General features: G+C 66.2%; 17 protein-coding genes. 11 read left to right on the top strand and 6 right to left on the bottom strand.

The features are described from left to right. Positions 1-98 precede the first annotated feature (98 nt). Positions 99-1,571 (bottom strand): M20 family peptidase, encoded by a 1,473-nt coding sequence (locus ACP696_RS13635; RefSeq protein ID WP_426043909.1) that lies wholly within the window; start codon positions 1,569-1,571, stop codon positions 99-101. A gap of 226 nt (positions 1,572-1,797) precedes the next feature. Here ACP696_RS13635 and ACP696_RS13630 point away from each other — a divergent pair, with 226 nt between their 5' ends. Then, complete coding sequence (locus tag ACP696_RS13630) at positions 1,798-2,763, top strand: NAD-dependent epimerase/dehydratase family protein (RefSeq protein WP_426043908.1); 966 nt, start codon at positions 1,798-1,800, stop codon at positions 2,761-2,763. 97 nt (positions 2,764-2,860) lie between these two features. On the opposite strand, the gene ccrA is transcribed toward ACP696_RS13630, so the two are convergent. Next, positions 2,861-4,147 (bottom strand): crotonyl-CoA carboxylase/reductase, encoded by a 1,287-nt coding sequence (gene ccrA, locus ACP696_RS13625; protein WP_426009316.1) that lies wholly within the window; start codon positions 4,145-4,147, stop codon positions 2,861-2,863. Between the two features lie 354 nt (positions 4,148-4,501). Between ccrA and ACP696_RS13620 the strand changes: the two genes are divergently transcribed. From ACP696_RS13620 to ACP696_RS13610, 3 genes are all read left to right on the top strand, one after another. Beyond that, a complete protein-coding gene (locus tag ACP696_RS13620) occupies positions 4,502-5,242 on the top strand; it encodes an enoyl-CoA hydratase/isomerase family protein (protein ID WP_426009314.1) in 741 nt (246 codons plus the stop codon). A gap of 71 nt (positions 5,243-5,313) precedes the next feature. Then, positions 5,314-5,490: a hypothetical protein gene (locus ACP696_RS13615; RefSeq protein ID WP_426043907.1), complete on the top strand. Its 177-nt coding sequence runs from the start codon at positions 5,314-5,316 to the stop codon at positions 5,488-5,490. Positions 5,491-5,493: 3 nt separating this feature from the next. Beyond that, positions 5,494-6,120, top strand: coding sequence for a hypothetical protein (locus ACP696_RS13610; RefSeq protein ID WP_426009308.1), 627 nt, complete (start codon positions 5,494-5,496; stop codon positions 6,118-6,120). Between the two features lie 54 nt (positions 6,121-6,174). Here ACP696_RS13610 and ACP696_RS13605 read toward each other — a convergent pair whose 3' ends face one another. Together ACP696_RS13605 and ACP696_RS13600 are read right to left on the bottom strand one after the other, a co-directional pair. Next, a complete protein-coding gene (locus ACP696_RS13605; RefSeq protein ID WP_426009305.1) occupies positions 6,175-7,707 on the bottom strand; it encodes a response regulator in 1,533 nt (510 codons plus the stop codon). 177 nt (positions 7,708-7,884) lie between these two features. Then, entirely contained in the window at positions 7,885-10,713 is a 2,829-nt protein-coding gene (locus ACP696_RS13600) for a TonB-dependent receptor (protein WP_426009302.1), read from the bottom strand. A gap of 459 nt (positions 10,714-11,172) precedes the next feature. On the opposite strand from ACP696_RS13600, the gene queC reads away from it, so the two are divergent. The 6 genes from queC (at position 11,173) to ACP696_RS13570 (ending at position 14,879) form a co-directional block, all read left to right on the top strand. Beyond that, complete coding sequence (gene queC / locus ACP696_RS13595) at positions 11,173-11,967, top strand: 7-cyano-7-deazaguanine synthase QueC (RefSeq protein ID WP_426009300.1); 795 nt, start codon at positions 11,173-11,175, stop codon at positions 11,965-11,967. A 268-nt stretch (positions 11,968-12,235) separates the two neighbouring features. Beyond that, on the top strand, positions 12,236-12,868 hold the full coding sequence (gene queE, locus ACP696_RS13590) for a 7-carboxy-7-deazaguanine synthase (RefSeq protein WP_426009297.1): 633 nt from the start codon (positions 12,236-12,238) through the stop codon (positions 12,866-12,868). Positions 12,869-12,942: 74 nt separating this feature from the next. Next, positions 12,943-13,308 carry a 6-pyruvoyl trahydropterin synthase family protein gene (locus ACP696_RS13585; RefSeq protein ID WP_426009294.1) on the top strand — a complete coding sequence of 122 codons (366 nt, stop codon included), beginning with the start codon at positions 12,943-12,945 and terminating at the stop codon, positions 13,306-13,308. 96 nt (positions 13,309-13,404) lie between these two features. Then, positions 13,405-13,776 (top strand): YciI family protein, encoded by a 372-nt coding sequence (locus ACP696_RS13580; RefSeq protein ID WP_426009292.1) that lies wholly within the window; start codon positions 13,405-13,407, stop codon positions 13,774-13,776. A gap of 117 nt (positions 13,777-13,893) precedes the next feature. Beyond that, complete coding sequence (locus ACP696_RS13575) at positions 13,894-14,346, top strand: antitoxin Xre/MbcA/ParS toxin-binding domain-containing protein (RefSeq protein WP_426009289.1); 453 nt, start codon at positions 13,894-13,896, stop codon at positions 14,344-14,346. After that, positions 14,343-14,879, top strand: coding sequence for an RES family NAD+ phosphorylase (locus ACP696_RS13570; protein ID WP_426009287.1), 537 nt, complete (start codon positions 14,343-14,345; stop codon positions 14,877-14,879). The genes ACP696_RS13575 and ACP696_RS13570 overlap by 4 nt, the downstream gene beginning before the upstream one ends. A gap of 30 nt (positions 14,880-14,909) precedes the next feature. Here the strand turns inward: ACP696_RS13570 and ACP696_RS13565 are convergent, their stop codons facing one another. Together ACP696_RS13565 and ACP696_RS13560 are read right to left on the bottom strand one after the other, a co-directional pair. Next, entirely contained in the window at positions 14,910-15,137 is a 228-nt protein-coding gene (locus tag ACP696_RS13565) for a hypothetical protein (protein ID WP_426009284.1), read from the bottom strand. Between the two features lie 33 nt (positions 15,138-15,170). Further along, positions 15,171-15,485 (bottom strand): hypothetical protein, encoded by a 315-nt coding sequence (locus ACP696_RS13560; protein WP_426043906.1) that lies wholly within the window; start codon positions 15,483-15,485, stop codon positions 15,171-15,173. 196 nt (positions 15,486-15,681) lie between these two features. Between ACP696_RS13560 and ACP696_RS13555 the strand changes: the two genes are divergently transcribed. Further along, positions 15,682-15,900, top strand: coding sequence for a hypothetical protein (locus ACP696_RS13555; RefSeq protein ID WP_426009278.1), 219 nt, complete (start codon positions 15,682-15,684; stop codon positions 15,898-15,900). The last annotated feature ends 58 nt before the right edge of the window (positions 15,901-15,958 follow it).

Genomic DNA, 15,958 nt, shown 5'->3' with positions numbered 1-15,958 from the left:
CCCCATCACGATGCTGGCGTCCAGAGCGGCGCGGTATCGCTGCGCGTGAACAATTGGCGACAGTTGCGACCCTCTCCCCTCCGGGAGAGGGCTATTTTTTACTTCGCCGCCGTCTCGACTAGCCGCTGATAGAACCGCACCATCCGCTCCACATTGGCCAGGGTCATGTGCTCGTTGGTGCCGTGGATCATCTCGGTGTCCTTCACCGATAGCAGCAGCGGCTGGAAGCGGTAGATGTCGTCGGCGATGGGGCCCATGTAGCGGCTGTCGCTGGCGGCGGTCATCAGGGCCGGCGCGACGGGAGCCTTGCTCTCGTCGCCGGCCAGGGCCGACAGGGTCTTCCAGCCTTGGGACGACGTGGACGACACCTTGCTCGGCTCGTCCGGCGTCTTGACCCAGGCCAGCTTGACCGGCAGGTCGCCGACCGCGCGCTTGGCCCGCGCCATCACGTCGGCCGAGGTGTCGCCGGGGGCGATGCGGTAATTGATCCAGGCCTCGGCGTCCTGCGGCAGAACGTTTTCCTTGGGCGAGCCCTTAAGCATGGTCGGGGCGATGGTGGTGTGCAGCATGGCCGCGCCGGCGGGTGTACGAGACGTCTCTTTCACCAGAAGAGGCGAGAACAGCCAGGTGTTGGCGGCCGCCATCTTGACGGTCGGCGAGGCGTGCGGGGCCAGGCTTTTGAGCATGTCGGCGCCGGGGCCGGAGAACCTCATCGGGAAAGGCTTGTCGGCGATGGCCAGCACCGCCTTGGCCAGGGTGGCGACCCCGGTCTGGGGCGGCGGGGCCGAGGAGTGGCCGCCGACGGCGGGCGCGGTGACGGTCAGGGTCGCGTAGCCCTTCTCGGCCAGGGCGATCAGGGCCACCGGGGCGTGGGTGACCGGGTGGTCGGCGACCACCACCATGCCCTCGTCGAGCACGAACTGCGCCTTGACGCCGCGCGCCTTGAGCAGGGCCGCCGCCGCGCGGGCGCCGCCGCCGCGCACCTCCTCGTCATGGCCGCTGACCAGGATCACCGTTCTACGCGGCGTGAAGCCGGCCTTGGCCAGGCCGTCCAGGGCCTCGAACAGGGTGACCAGCGAGCCCTTGTCATCGATCGAGCCCCGGCCCCAGACCGCGCCGTCGGCGACCGCGCCGTCGAACGGCGGATGGGTCCAGGCGCCCTCGCTGCCCGGCGTCACCGGCACCACGTCCTGGTGGGCCATCAGCACGATCGGCGGCAGGGCCGGGTCGGTTCCTTTCCAGGTGTAGACCAGGGCGTGGCCGTCCACGACCTCGCGGGTCATCACCCGGTGGGCGTCGGGATAGGTCGCCTGCAGCCAGGCGTGCAGCCTGTCCCATTCGGCCGGTTGGTCTTCCGCCTTGTCCTGGTGGCTGACGGTCTGGAAGCGCACGGCCTCACCCAGATGCTGGGCGGCCATGGCCACGTCGACCGGGCGGGGGGGCGCCAGGCGGACGCTCGACAGATCGACCGCCGCCGGGGCCTTGAAGGTGGCGGTGCGCACGGCCACCACCCCGGCCACGACCAGCACCGCGCCCACGGCGGTCAACGCCGCCTTGCTCTTCCAGCCCATGTTTCACTCCCCCGAACACTTGTTGGGGCTGACTGTGCGACGGGTTCCAGCGGTTGCCAATCACCGAATGGGGTTGGGGACATGCCCATGGGCATGTCCCCAGCCGGATCCGCCCACGCTCATCCGGAACAGGCTTCAAGACGCCGGCGCAAGCGGCGGCCGATTTGCCTTGAACCCGTGGCTCGCGCATAGGCTGGCGGCGCTGGCAGAGGAGTTCGCGATTGGCATGAGCGTCCTGGTTCTGGGGGGAACAGGTTTCATCGGCGGGCCGCTGGTCGCGCGGCTGCTGGCCGACGGCGTCGAGACGGCGGTGGTTCATCATGGGACCCGTCCGGTCGCCAGCGGCGCGCGCTCGCTGGTGCTCGATCGCGGCGACACGGCCGCCGTGCTGGCGGCCGTGCGCGAGATCGGCGCGACCACGGTCATCGACCTGCTGGCCTACACGGCCGCCGACACCTTGCCGCTGCTCGACGCCCTGGTCGGCCAGGTCGAGCGCTACGTGATGGCCAGCTCGATCGACGTCTACGCCAACTACGAAGGCCTGCACCGCAAGGGTCGGCCGAGCCCGATCTGGGACCGTTTGACCGAGGACGGGGCCTTGCGCGCCTCGCGCCACCCCTACCGCCTGGCCAAGCCCCGCCCGGCCAGCGACCCCCAGGCCTGGATGGACGACTACGACAAGATCCCTCTTGAAGAGGCGGCTCGCGCCGCTGCGGGGCTCGAAGCGACCATCCTGCGCCTGCCGATGGTGTTTGGACCCGGCGACCGCCAGCGGCGGTTTTCCTGGGCGATCCGGCCGATGGTCCAGGGCCGGGCGCGGTTCAACATCACCCACCCCTGGGCGGCGTGGCGGGCGACCTTCGGCTATGTCGACGACGTGGCGGCGGGCATCGCCCTGGCCGCCGTCCACCCGAGGGCCGGCGGCCAGACCTACAATCTGGGCCGCGCCAACACCCCGACCAACCTGGCCTGGGCCGCGACCTTCGCCGAACATCTGGGCTGGCCAGGCGAGGTGGAGCTGGTCCATCCCGACGTCGCGCGCGGCGCCCTGGCGGCGGCCGTGGCGGGGCTGGACCTGAGCTACCCGCTGTTCATCGACAACGCCAAGATCCGGCGACGGCTGGGATTTTCGGAGGTCACCGAACTGGACGACGCGCTGGCGCGAACGGTGGCCGACGAGTTGGGGCGGTAGGGGGGTCAGTCCGCCCGGGGACATGCACTTGTGCGTGTCCCCAAACGCCGCTGGGCCTGTGGGGACACGCACAAGTGCATGTCCCCGACCCTTGCCCTCACAGCCCCTCGCTGATCTCCACCACTTCCTCGAACGTCCGCAGGCCCGGCCGCTGGGCGCAGACCAGCACCGCCATGTTGCCGGGCAGGTGCTGGTTGGCCAGCATCTTCTCGTGGGCGGCGGGGATGTCTTCCCAGGGGAAGACTTCCGACAGGCAGGGATCGACCCGGCGGTCGATGACCAGCTGGTTGGCGGCGCTGGCCTGCATCAGATTGGCGAAGTGGCTGCCCTGGACGCGTTTCTGGCGCATCCACAGGAAGCGGGCGTCCATGGTCAGGTTGAAGCCGCTGGTGCCGGCGCAGATGGCGACCATGCCGCCGCGCTTGACCACGAACACCGAGACCGGGAAGGTCGACTCGCCTGGGTGTTCGAACACCAGGTCGACGTCCTTCTTGCCGGTGATCTGCCACAGCGCCTTACCGAACTTGCGGCTCTCGGCCATGTAGTCGTTGAACTCGGGGCCGTTGACGGTGGGCAGCTGGCCCCAGCAGTTGAATTCCTTGCGGTTCAGCACCGCCTTGGCGCCCATCGACAACACGAAGTCGCGCTTTTCGTCGTCGCTGACCACGCCGATGGCGTTGGCGCCGACGACGGCGGCCAACTGCACGGCGAACACCCCCAGCCCGCCAGAAGCGCCCCAGACCAGCACGTTCTGGCCGGGCTTCAGCTCATGCGGCGTGTGACCAAACAGCATGCGATAGGCGGTGGCCAGGGTCAGGGTGTAGCAGGCGGCCTCCTCCCAGGTCAGGTGCTTGGGGCGCGGCATCAACTGGCGCGACTGCACCCGGCAGAACTGGGCGAAGCTGCCGTCCGGGGTCTCGTAGCCCCAGATGCGCTGGCTGGTCGAGAACATCGGGTCACCGCCGTTGCACTCCTCGTCGTCGCCGTCGTCCTGGTTACAATGGACGACCACCTCGTCGCCGAGCTTCCAGCGCTTGACCTTCTTGCCCACCGCCCAGACGATGCCCGAGGCGTCGGAGCCGGCGATGTGGTAGGGCTGCTTGTGGCCGTCCAGCGGGCTGATCGGCTCGCCAAGGGCGGCCCACACGCCGTTGTAATTGACGCCGGCCGCCATCACCAGAACCAGCACCTCGTCCTCGCCGATCTCCCAGGTGGGCACGACCTCGACCTGCATGGCCTGGGTCGGCTTGCCATGGCGCTCCTTGCGGATGCTCCAGGCGTACATGGTTTTCGGCACATGGTAGGCCGGCGGGATCTCGCCGATCTCGTACAGGTCTTTCAGCGCGGTCTTTTCACCGGCCTCGTCTAGCGTCGCGGTCGTCATGTCACTCCCCGTTCTTCGGCGCTGCAACACAACGCTCAACTAGCTCTCTGCGCTCCGTGGATCGTTCCGCGCGGGTCATTCGCTGCGTCGATCCCTCGTTTTGGGCTCCGTAGCGGAGGTTTCCACCCGGCAGGGCCCTAAGCTGTGACAACTGTTTAAATCTGGCAAGCGGAAAGTTGTTGCGATGCAGCATGGTTGCGCGTGAAACGATAGGTTCTTGTCCCGCCTCTCCCAAACGGCTGTCATCCCGGATCTTCGCGCTGCGCGCTCGTCAAAGATGACAAACCGACTTGAAGGGTTGGGAAGGGAGCGAGGCGCTTTCCAAACCCGCCCCCGTCCGCCACGGTCGCGCCCATGAGCGCCACGATCCACGTCAGCCGCCCCACCGGCTCCATCCTGCTGGTCGAGCTGGACGCCCCGCCAGCCAACGCCCTGGGCCTGCGGGTCCGAGCCGAACTGGTTAGAATCCTCGATGAGATCGCCGCCGCCGACGACGTCCGCGCGGTGGTGCTGACCGGCCGGGGCGGGGTGTTCTGCGCCGGTGATGATCTGCGCGAGGCCTCGGCGCGCCAGGGTCCCGAGGCGCTGGAGGCGGTGCAGGACTTCAACCGGCTGATGGACAGGGTCGAGGCCGTGCGCGCGCCGGTGATCGCCGCCATCGACGGTTGGTGTTTCGGCGGCGGGCTGGAACTGGCCCTGGCCTGCGACATCCGCCTGGCCAGCGACCGGGCGGTGTTCGCGGCGTCTGGCGTCAATATCGGGCTGATGGCCTCGGTCGTGCGCCTGCCCCGGCTGATCGGCGTGGCGCGAGCCAAGGTCCACCTGCTCACGGGCGCCCAGTTCGGCCCCGAGCGGGCCCTGACCGACGGCCTGGTCAACGCCGTCCACGCCCCCGACCGCCTGCTGCCCGAAGCCTTCCGCCTGGCCGAATGGATCGCCTCGCGCGCGCCCCTGGCGGTGGAGGCGACCAAGCGGGTGGTCGACGGCCGGTCCTATGTCGAGGAGGAGCTGCCGGCTCTGGTGGCCAGCGCCGACCACCGAGAAGCGGTGGCGGCGTTCATGGCCAAGCGCGCGGCGGAGTTTCGGCGGGGGTAGGGGCGAACGCGCGCTACAATTATACTCGCCGCAGACTTGCATGGAGCCCGAACGCCACGCACATTGGGCTCATGGCCGCCAAGATCGCATCGTCATCCGCGACGTTCTCCAAGCAGAGCGATACCGTGTTGGGTCGCAGCGCGGCGACGGGTCGTTTTGTGCTCAAGCCAGCTTCGAAGTCGGGGACTATTTCGCTGAAACAGGCCAAGGCGGCGGTGGCCAACGTTCGAAACAGTAAAAAGACATAGAGCTTGGCTGGGCGCGACCGCACATCAGCCGACGATGTTTTTATCAACTGTCCCTTTGACGACGACTATGCGCCAACGTTTCGCGGACTGATTTTCACGATCTATGCCTGTGGCTTCAGACCCCGTTCGGCGCGCGAACTAGATGACGCTGGGCAGACACGTATCGATAAACTCTACGCCTTGATCGAGGAATGCCGATACGGGGTTCACGACCTGTCACGAACTGAGCTTGACCCGATTAATCAGCTTCCCAGATTCAACATGCCTCTTGAACTTGGCATTTTCATGGGAGCGAAGCGTTACGGTAGGACCGGGCAAAAGGCCAAGCGCGTGCTTGTCCTTGATACCGAGCAATACCGGTATCAGCGGTTCATCTCCGATTTGGCCGGCATGGATATCCATGAGCATCACGCTGATCCCGTGCGGGCGCTGCGCGTGACACGTGACTGGCTAGCAAACGTCTCTCGTAGGGTACTTCCGAGTGCGGATCGGCTCGCTCGCCTTCACGAAGGCTTTCTCGCTGAGCTACCGGCGGTGGCCACTGCGCTGGAATTTGATCCTGATCAGATCCCGTATGTCGACTACGAGCGGATAGTCGTCGAGTGGCTGCTGCAGGCCGCGCCGCCTTAAGGATCGGCTCGCCAGCAGCCTCATGCGGGTCCAGGACGTCATGCTGAACTCGGCCTAAGCCGCCGCCTCGGCCGTCGCTCCCTCGTCCTCGCCGCCGAGCAGCTTGCTGAGCACCACGGCCAGCCGCTCCGGCTTGATCGGCTTTTCCACCACGTCCTGCATGCCGGCGGCGATGTAGGTGGCGACGTCGGAGGGGTCGGCGTTGGCGGTCAGGGCGACGATCGGGGCGCTGCCGGCCCGGCCCGGCAGGTCGCGGATGGCGCGGGTGGCGGCGACGCCGTCCATGCGCGGCATCTTGATGTCCATCAGGATCAGGTCGAACCGACCGCTGCGCGCGGCCTCGACGGCCTCGACCCCATCGACCACCTGTTCTGAAGTGCAGTCGAACATCTCGCACAGGGCCTCGGCGACCATGCGGTTGGTGGCGTTGTCGTCAACGATCAGGATGTGGGCCGAGCGTGCGTCCATCGTCGGCTCGTCGTGGGTGTCGAGCGCCAGCCAGGCTTCGGGAACGACGATCGCGAAGTGCAGGGTCAGGCCACAGCCGGTGTTGGCCTCGGTCTTCAGCGAGCCGCCCATGGTGCGGGTCAGGCCATGGGCCAGGGCCATCCCCACGCCCAAGGCCAGTTCGCTGCGGTCCTCGATGCGGTCTGCGCCCAATGGGTCGAACACCCGGGCCAGGCGCTCCTGGGGCGAGCCGCTGGTGTTGTCGCGCACACGGCCTTCCAGCCGCAGGCCACCCTCGACGGGGCGGGCCTTGAGGCTGGCCTCGATGACGCCGCGGCCGCTGGCCAGGGCGCTGTCGATCAGGGCGTCAAAGATCTGCAGCACCCGGTCGGCGTCGATCAGGGCGGTGGTTTCGGGGGCGCCGTCATAGGAGAACAGCAGGGTGCTACCGCACTGCGACGCGCGGGCGCTCCAGCGGGCCCCGACGGCGTCCGACAGGTCGCGCAGCAGGGTCGGGGCGGGATTGAGCACCAGGCCGCCGACATTGGCGCGGCGCAGATCCATGGCCCGGCTCAGCACGCCGCTCATATCGCGGCTGGTTTCGCCGATGGCGCGGACATAGGCGCTGGCGTCGGGCGTCAGGCGCGTTTGCTCAAGCCGCTCGGTGAAGGCCATCACGCCTTCCAGATGATGGCTGATATCGGCGGCCATGCGCTCGACCAGGGCCATGGCCTCGCCGGCTTCGCGGTCCTTGCGGCGGTGCGAGGCGACCAACGAGGTCAGGCCGCCGACGCCGATATAGCCCCCGGCCTGATCGACGCCGATATAGGCGCTGCGGAACACGGGGATGGCGCTCTGGGCGATGCGCTCGACGAAGGCGCTGGCCTCGATGGACGCCTCGACCAGGCGCGGTTCGCGGTCCATCACCTCACGCACCGGACGGGCGTTGAGGGCGTCGGCGGCGACGGACATCTGACCCAGCAGCACGTCGCGATAGACCAGGCCCACGGGCCTGCCTCCTTCGACGACGGCCAGGGCGGCGGCGTGCGACTCGGCGAGGAAGATCGCCAGGACGTCCGCGCACGGGGTCTGGGGAGCGATCGGAGCTCGGCGGTCAATAAAGCGAGCGAGCGTGTCCATGCAGCCGTTCGGGCAGGCGTCTATCGGGGATCGCATCATCACCCGCTGGGCGTTGCGGAGTCGTGAATGGACCAAGATTTGATATGGCGGGCCATGCCAAAAGGGCGGCGGATCACTCCGCCGCCCTCCTGGTCGATGTTGCAGCCCCGCGAGGGGCCGCTTTTTTGACGCGCTTGACTAGAACGACTTCTGGATGCTGACGCCGTAGGTGCGCGGCTCCAGGGTGATCAGGTTGGTGAACAGGCCCGAGCTGTCGTCGGTGGTGTAGGCGTCGGTGATCGGGGTGTCGTCCATCAGGTTCTTGACGTAGGCGTCAAACTGCAGACCCCATTCAGGCTTCTCGACCTTGAGGGTGATGTTGGCGTTCTCCCACGACTTCAGACCGTCATAGGCGGTGTTGTAGACGCGGGTGAACTGCTTGCTCTGGCGGTAATAGTCGCCGCGCAGGGTGGCCGACCAGCCGCCCGAGAAGTCCCAGGTATATTGAGCGCCGACCGAGGTGGTCCAGTGCGGCGAGTTGGGCAGATCGTTGCCGCTCAGGTTGGCCGTCGTGCCTTCGATCGAATAGCCCGCGCCGTAGTTGTAGAGGCCGGTGGCGTTGGCCAGGAAGGCCGCCGTGCCCGCCGGCAGGCCCGCGCCGCCCGCAGCGGCGGGGGTCGCCAGGAAGCCCTGGAAGACCGCCGCGCCGCCGCAAGCGAACGGAACGGTCGCCCCGGCCCCGGCGGCGATCAGGGTCGCCACGCCAGCGGTGGTGAGCACGCAGTTGGATCCGACGGCGGCGTTCGGCAGGCCGGGGCCCGCCTTGACCAGGGTGTAGGCCGGGTTGCTCTGGGTGCGGTTCATGGTGTCGATCGACGACACGCCGTCGGCGATCTTGGTGTGCAGATAGCCGATATTGGCGTTGAGCTTCAGATTGTGGATCGGCGACCAGACCGATTCCAGTTCCAGTCCGTAGACCGTGGCGTCGATGTTCTCGTTGACCGAGGTGCGGTTGACGATCTTGGAGATCTGGTAGCCCTTGTAGTCGTAGTAGAAGCCCGTGGCGTTCAGCATCACGCTGCCGCCGGCCAGGGTGTTCTTCGACCCGATTTCGTAGGCGTTGACGAATTCAGGATCGAACTGCGCCTTGACGCTGGCCGAGCCGGTGGCCGCCGGCGGGTTGGAGCCGCCGCCCTTGTAGCCCTTGGAATAGAAGGCGTAGAGCAGGTTATCGTCGGTGAGCTTGTAGTCGAAACCGAAGCGGCCGGTCAGCTCGTCGAAGACCGACTTTGCCGTCGGGGTCGTCGTGCTCTGCTTGAGGCCGATGCCCGGCGACAGCAGCACGGTGTCGAACACGTCCAGGCGCTTGTCGTCGTGGGTGCGGCGCAGGCCCAGGGTGAACTTCAGCTTCTCGTTGGCCTGCCAATACAGTTCGCCGAACAGGGCGTTCGACTTCAGGTGATAGGGCGAGCGGTTGTCATAATAGTTGTGGCCGCTGCCGTCCGGCGTGGCGTTCGGGTCGATGCCGATACAGTTGGTCGGCAGGGTCACGGGGTTGCAGTTGGGATTACCGGTCCTCTGGAAGTTCAGCGCCAGGGCCGACAGGGTCAGCGAGTTGCCGATCACATAGTAGTCGGTGGTGGTCTTATAGTCGAAATAGATGCCGCCGATGTTGAAGTTCAGCGGACCGTCAAATGCCGACTGCAGCCGGAATTCCTGGCTGAACTGCTTGGAGTCGCCCGAGGACACGTCCAAGGTGGTGAACTTGTTGGTCGTGCCGACCTGCGGGTCGGCGAAGACGCCGCCCGGCGTCAACGGCGTGTTGTTGAACGGCACCGTCGACACGTTCCGGTTGTAGTCCAGCTTCGTATAGACATTGCCCTTGCTGTACGAGGTCATGGCCGTGAAGGTCAGCTTGTCGCTCAGGTCATAGGCTAAATTGAATTGGTAGATGTCCGACTTTGATTGGTAGATCGGGTCGAACAGCGTCTCGATTTCGCGAAGGCTTCGGCTGGCGGTGTCGCCGGCGTTGGTGTCGCCGCTGGTGAAGCCGAAGATATTGCCCAGCTCACCGGTCAGGGTGCCCGAGGTGTTGACCGTGCCATAGGCGCTGTTGCCGTACAGCGAGGCGGGCAGGCAGCCCTGGGTCAGGAAGGCGCGGGCCGCGCCGGTGGGCACGCCGCCGACCGTGGCCGGGCCGTTGTCCTTGGTGCAGAGCTGCTTGCCGACGCGGGCGCGGCTGTCGTCCTCGTTGAAGTGCTCCCACATGAAGTTGGTGCGCAGGCTGTCGACCGGGTTGAACATCACCGAGACCCGGGTCGAATACAGATCCCGGTCATCGACCTTGTGGTTGTTGAAGGTGTTGGTGACGAAACCGTCGCGCTTGAGGTAGGCGCCGGCCGCCCGGATCGCCAGCTTGTCGCCGAAGATCGGCAGGTTGATCATGCCGCGCACCTTCTGGGTGCCGAAATTGCCGACCTCGGCCCGGATATTGGCCTCGAATTCGTCGGTGGGCTTGGCTGTGATGATGTTGACCACGCCGCCGGTGGCGTTGCGGCCATACAGCGTGCCCTGCGGGCCGCGCAGCACTTCGACGCGCTCCACGTCGAAGAACTCGGCGTCGAACAGGTTGCCCGACTGCAGGGGGGCGTTGTTCTCGTGAACGCCGACGCCGCCGTCGGTCGAGACGCCGACCGCCTTGTTGCCGATGCCGCGGATGGCGAAGTTGAAGGTGTTGGTGAAGTTGCCCTTGGCGAAGGTGACGTTGGGGATCGCCTGCTGAAGGTTGGGCCCGCCGTCGATCTTCTGCGCTTCGAGGCTGTCCTGGCTGAAGGCGGACACCGCGATCGGCACGTCCTGCAGGGCCTCCTCCTTCTTCTGGGCGGTGACGACCAGCTCTTCCAGCACGTTGCCGCCGGCTTGCGGCGCGGTCTGAGCGAAGGCTGGGGCGGCGGTGGCGACGGCGGCCAGCACGGTCATGGATGCGCCCATGGCCAACAGGCTCCGTATACGCAGAGATTGCGACATTCTAATTCCCTCCCTGGACGTCGCGGATCCTTATGGCGGACCCTGCTGACATCTCGTTGTTTCCTCGGCGCCGCACTTTCATCGACTACGCGGGCGTACGGCCGACCCCTCGCAGCATAAGGGGATTGCATACTTGGGAACTTGGGCTGTCAACCGGTCTTGGCGTAAGTAATCAGCGATAGGTTACACCTTTTCACTTTACCTAGGGTCACATTCACCTGACAGGGGTAAGTTTTCACCGGATTTAGAAAAACCGGTCCGGCGCGTGACGTAGCGTCAAGCGTGGTTTCAGGTCGGGAAACCTTGATCGCCTCTGGGGGCGTGCTTTGAGCATAGTGTCCTATTCGCGCCGAAGGTACAGCTAGAATGTCGTTGTTCCTGAAGATGCCAGCCGGTTGTGGCGTGCGGGACCGGTCTGGACCGTTTCGGGCTGCTCCCGCCTCGTGCTACAGACGGCCGATGTCCACCATCTCCTACTCCACCATCGCGGGCGATCCCGCGCGCGCCAAGACCGCCCTGGTGCTGTTCTCGGGCGGCCAGGACAGCAGCGTCTGCCTGGCCTGGGCGCTGGGACGCTACGACCGCGTCGAGACCGTCGGCTTCGACTATGGCCAGCGCCATGTCATCGAGATGGAGGCGCGCGTCGACGTGCGTCACCAGATCGCCACGCGCTTCCCCCAGTGGGCCGATCGCCTGGGCGAGGACCATGTGCTGGACCTCAAGGGCTTTGGCGCGGTGGCCCAAAGCGCCTTGACCGCTGATGTCGCCATCGAGATGACCGAGCGCGGCCTGCCGTCGACCTTCGTGCCCGGCCGCAATCTGGTGTTCCTGATCTACGCCGCCGCCCTGGCCGACCGCCGGGGCCTGGGCGCCTTGGTGGGCGGCATGTGCGAGACCGACTTCTCCGGCTATCCCGACTGTCGCCGCGACACGCTGGACGCCATGCAACTGGCGCTGAATCTGGGCATGGACCGCGACTTCAGCGTCGAGACACCGCTGATGAAGCTGACCAAGGCGCAGACCTGGGCCCTGGCCAAGACCCTGGGTGGCGAGGCGCTTGTCGACCTGATCGTGGTCGAGAGCCATACCTGCTACCAGGGCGAACGCGGCGAACTGCATGCCTGGGGTCATGGGTGCGGCGAATGCCCGGCCTGCGACCTTCGCCAGAAGGGCTATGAAGAATGGGACGCGGGCGGGCGGATCCCTCTTCCTTCTCCCCTTGCGGGAGAAGATGGCGGCGAAGCCGTCGGATGAGGGGTCTCTCAAACCTCTCCGCCCCGTCGTTCAGCATTTCGCGACTGAACCGACCTTCAACCCCTCACCCGACCCGCTTCGCGGACCACCCTCTCCCGCAAGGCCCGACCCGCTTCGCGGGCCACCCTCTCCCGCAAGGCCCGACCCGCTTCGCGGACCACCCTCTCCCGCAAGGCCCAACCCGCTTCGCGGGCCACCCTCTCCCGCAAGGCCCAACCCGCTTCGCGGGCCACCCTCTCCCGCAAGGGGAGAGGGAAGGGCGTTCGTCATGACCTACAGCGTCAAGGAAATCTTCCTCACCTTGCAGGGCGAGGGCGGCCAAGCGGGCAAGGCGGCGGTGTTTTGCCGGTTCGCCGGCTGCAACCTGTGGACCGGCCGTGAACAGGACCGCCACAAGGCCATCTGCACCTTTTGTGACACCGACTTCGTCGGCACGGATGGCGAGGGAGGCGGCAAGTTCGCCACGCCCGAAGCTCTGGTCGCGGCGGTGGAAGCCGCCTGGACCGGCGGCCCCGACGACCGCCTGGTGGTCTGCACGGGCGGCGAGCCTCTGCTGCAGCTGGACAGCCGGCTGATCGACGCCTTCCATGCCCGCAGCTTCATGATCGCCGTCGAGACCAATGGCACTGTCGAGGCGCCCACGGGGATCGATTGGGTGTGTGTCAGCCCCAAGGCCGACGCGCCGGTCGTCCAGACCTCGGGCCAGGAACTGAAGCTGGTCTACCCCCAGGACAAAGCGCTTCCCGAGCGCTTCGCGGCCCTGAATTTCGAGCGCTTCTACCTGCAGCCGATGGACGGCCCCGACCGCGAGCGGAACACGCACTTGGCCGTCGCCTATTGCCTTTCCCACCCTCAATGGCGTTTAAGCGTCCAGACACACAAATATCTCGGCCTGCCCTGACGGATAAGGCGCTCGACCTGGTGACAGGGTCGGGTCGCTAGAGCCTCCCAGGCCTTGTCAAAAGAAGTACCTGTATGAGCCCCGTCTTCGAGATCACGAAGGCCGCGCATTTTGATGCGGCCCACTATATCGAGCAAGGTCCCGCCGACCATCGCTACCGCAAGCTGCACGGCCATTCGTTCAAGGTCGAGGCCAGCGTGCGTGGCGCGATGCAGGAGGCAGGCTGGGTGGCTGACTTGGACGGCCTGGACGGCGCCCTGAAGGCGGTGGCCGCCGAGTTGGACCACGGCCTGCTCAACGATCGCCCGGGGCTGGAAAGTCCGACGCTTGAGCGCCTGTGCCTCTATTTCGCCGAGCGCCTGACGCCGCGGTTTCCCGGCCTGTCGCGCGTGGTGATCTCGCGCCCGACGATCGGCGAGAGCTGCGCGCTGGTGCTGTAAAAGTGTTGGTTTGAAGCTGTTTGAGAACGCCGGTCTTCCAACGCGCGGCGCCTTGCCCTATCCCTGGCGTCCCATGACGCTAGGGAATGGTCGCGAATGCTCTACATGCTGCTGTGCTACAACAACGAAGCAGAGGTCATGGGCTGGACGCCGCAGGAGGACGCCGCCGTGATGGGCCGCCTCACCGTCGTCCACGACAGGCTGGTGGCCGAGGGCAAGCTGGGTCCTTCCGGCCGCCTGCAGGCCACGGGCACGGCCAAGACCCTGATGAAGGGCGACGCGCCCTTCGTGGTCGACGGCCCGTTCGCCGAGACCAAGGAGCAGTTCCTGGGCTTCTACGTCATCGACGTCGCCGACATGGACGCCGCCCTGGACGTGGCCGGTCAGCTGGGCGAGGCCAATCCCAACGGCGCCTACGAGGTGCGGCCGATGCGGCTGTTCCTGCCAGGCGGAGCGGTGGGGGTGTGAGCTCGGCCGTGACGACGGCCTCCCACTGCGGCGCTCAAGCCTCGACGGGATCGCTTAAAGACGATCCCGCTGGGGTCCATATTGCGTCTCACGTGAGATCGGCTGCGGAGAGTCATCGTGACGACCAATCTTGACCCGGTTTCGAAGGTGCTCGGCATCACCGCGCCGGGTCCCTTCAGGCTCAGGCTGATGTCGGCGGTGGAAAAAGGGCTGCCGCTCACCTCGCTGGATCGTGTCGCTCATTTCCTGGCGCCGTCCGACAACAAGTTCGCCTTCCGGATCATTGCCCGGGCGACCCTGGCGCGCCGCCGAAGGGCCTTCGCCACAGCCAAGGATCGCGCCGAGAGCCGGCTGTCGGTCGAAGAGGGCGCGCGCCTGGCCCGGCTGGCCGGCGTCTGGGCGATGGCGGTCGAGGTCTGGGGTGGGGAGGAGGAGGCGCGCCGGTTCATGTTCGAGGCGCACCCGCTCATGCACGGGCGGCGGCCGATTGATGTCGTGCTCGAAAGCGAACTGGGCCGGCCGATCGTGGAAGGCGTCCTGGGCCGTCTGCAGTACGTATCGGCTGTGTGAGCGGGCAGGTCCTGGACCGCGTCCTCACGGCCTATCGGATTGGCGACCCGGCGGGCGATTATCCGATCTTCGACTCGACGGGTTCCAAGCTTTGGCCGGGGCGCTGGAACACCAGTCTCAGCCCGATGATCTATACAAGCGAACACTACAGCGCCGCGATGCTGGAAAAACTCGTCCATGGCGCCGGGCGCATGCCCCCCAACCAGCACTGGATCAGCATCACGATCCCGTCGGGGGTGTCCTACGAGATGTTTTCAACCGCTCACCACCCTGGCTGGGAGGCCGAGGACTGCATCGTTTCCAAGACCTATGGCGAAGCATGGTGGCGGTCGAAACGGTCTCTGTTGCTGATCGTGCCGAGCGTCGTCGCCCGGATGGAGCGGAATATCCTGATCAACGACAACCATCCCGAGGCGCATCGAATCGTCCATGACCTGCACCAGCCGATCTGGTGGGGCGGCCGCCTTTTTTCGCCGCTCGCCGGCGTTTCGCCACCACCAACCGCGTCCCCGAAACGGCGCGCCAAGCCATAGCTGAAACGTCCATCCTGGGCTTTGGCCAGCTTAGCGCCGCGCCTTCTTCCATTCCTTGTATTCCCGCTTCTCCCGATCCTTCTTGCTCTCACCGGGGATGACGGCCTTGCCGGTCCCGACCACGACCTTGCCGGCTGTTCCGACCACGGCCCCGGTTGCCCCCACCACCGCGCCGCCGGCCGCGGCGACCAGGCAGCCCTGGGCGCTCAGGGCGATGGCGGTCAGGGACAGGGCGAGGAGAAAGGGACGCGGGGTCATGAGAGCGCTCACAGGGAAATTGAGGGCCGCCTTCTAGCGCGGCGCGCTCGCACCGTCGCCGTGTCGGATGGCCGCTATGTGTCCATCATCGTCGGAGGCGCTAATATTGACCGTCCACGGCCCCCGGTTCGCCAGAACGCCGATGCGGCCCCTTGAACCCGGCTCGGGGCGACGCCGGCGGTCCGGACCGAAATAGTTCTCGCAGCGGATCAACGGGCGGGGATGCTCGATGATCAGGTTGATGGGGTCGATCACCCCGCGCGCCGTCACCGGCTTGGCTAGCAACTCGTTGACCCCCGCGTCGCGCGCCTCGGCCACCCGGCGCATCGTGGAGTGGCCGGTGATCATGATCACCGGGGCAGAGGCCGGCCTGGTGTCTGACGGCAGACGTGAAATGGCTGATCTAGCGCTCACAAGAGTCCGGCGCGCCGGCTTCGCGAGGTTATACTTAACGACAATTTGCCTTGATTACTTTTTGTCAACGAAAAAATAGGAACGAGTCGCGCCACCGAATAGTTGTGTGGGAGAAGGAATTTGTATCGACATGACTTCTCGGGACGATCTCATCAAGCGCGAAGCTCTGGAGCTGTGGAGCCAGATTCACGATGCGCCGGCTCCCGACCTCAGTGGCGCTGAACTGCTTGAGCTGCTCTGCCGAGATCTTGACTTGCAGGCTTATGACCGCGTCCAGTCGCCCTTCCTGCGGCGGACCATGATGATCCGGCCCGAGGAATGGCCGGAAGCGCGCAAGGGAGAGCGCTAGAGCATTTCGCGACCCGACTGCGTCAGGCCGAGAGCTCCAATCTTTTGTTTTGACGTAT

It is taken from the genome of Caulobacter sp. DWR3-1-2, from assembly GCF_049896225.1.
Lineage (GTDB): Bacteria > Pseudomonadota > Alphaproteobacteria > Caulobacterales > Caulobacteraceae > Caulobacter.
This window is presented reverse-complemented; position numbering and strand designations above follow the sequence as displayed.